Source organism: Parvimonas sp. M20 (assembly GCF_035282425.1).
Lineage (GTDB): Bacteria > Bacillota > Clostridia > Tissierellales > Peptoniphilaceae > Parvimonas.
The window spans coordinates 1-278 of sequence record NZ_JAYKBQ010000141.1; the positions used below are offsets into that span (position 1 = coordinate 1).

At 39.2% G+C, this 278-nt stretch carries 1 protein-coding gene; it reads left to right on the forward strand.

The annotated features are described in order from the left end of the window. Positions 1-278: hypothetical protein (locus VJI93_RS08740; protein WP_324009310.1), on the forward strand; the 278-nt coding region annotated here is incomplete at both ends.

Genomic DNA, 278 nt, shown 5'->3' on the forward strand with positions numbered 1-278 from the left:
TAGCCAGGGCGGAGCGACTGATACAAATGTGGCCAAGAATCTCTTGAAGCATCTATTGGAAGAGTATGATTTTGAGTCGGAACGATTTGATAGAGATGGCAATCCCATCCAACTGAAATCTACTAAAAATGAAGACAGGATTCTTTTTGAGGTCTCTTACAATACTTTGGAATTTGCTTTTGCCAAGGCTAGTAGAATTCAAGAAGTTGAAGAGCGTTTTAAGAACTATCTGAACATTATTCAGCCAATTCTGCGCGAAGAAGACCATGAAATTCAAG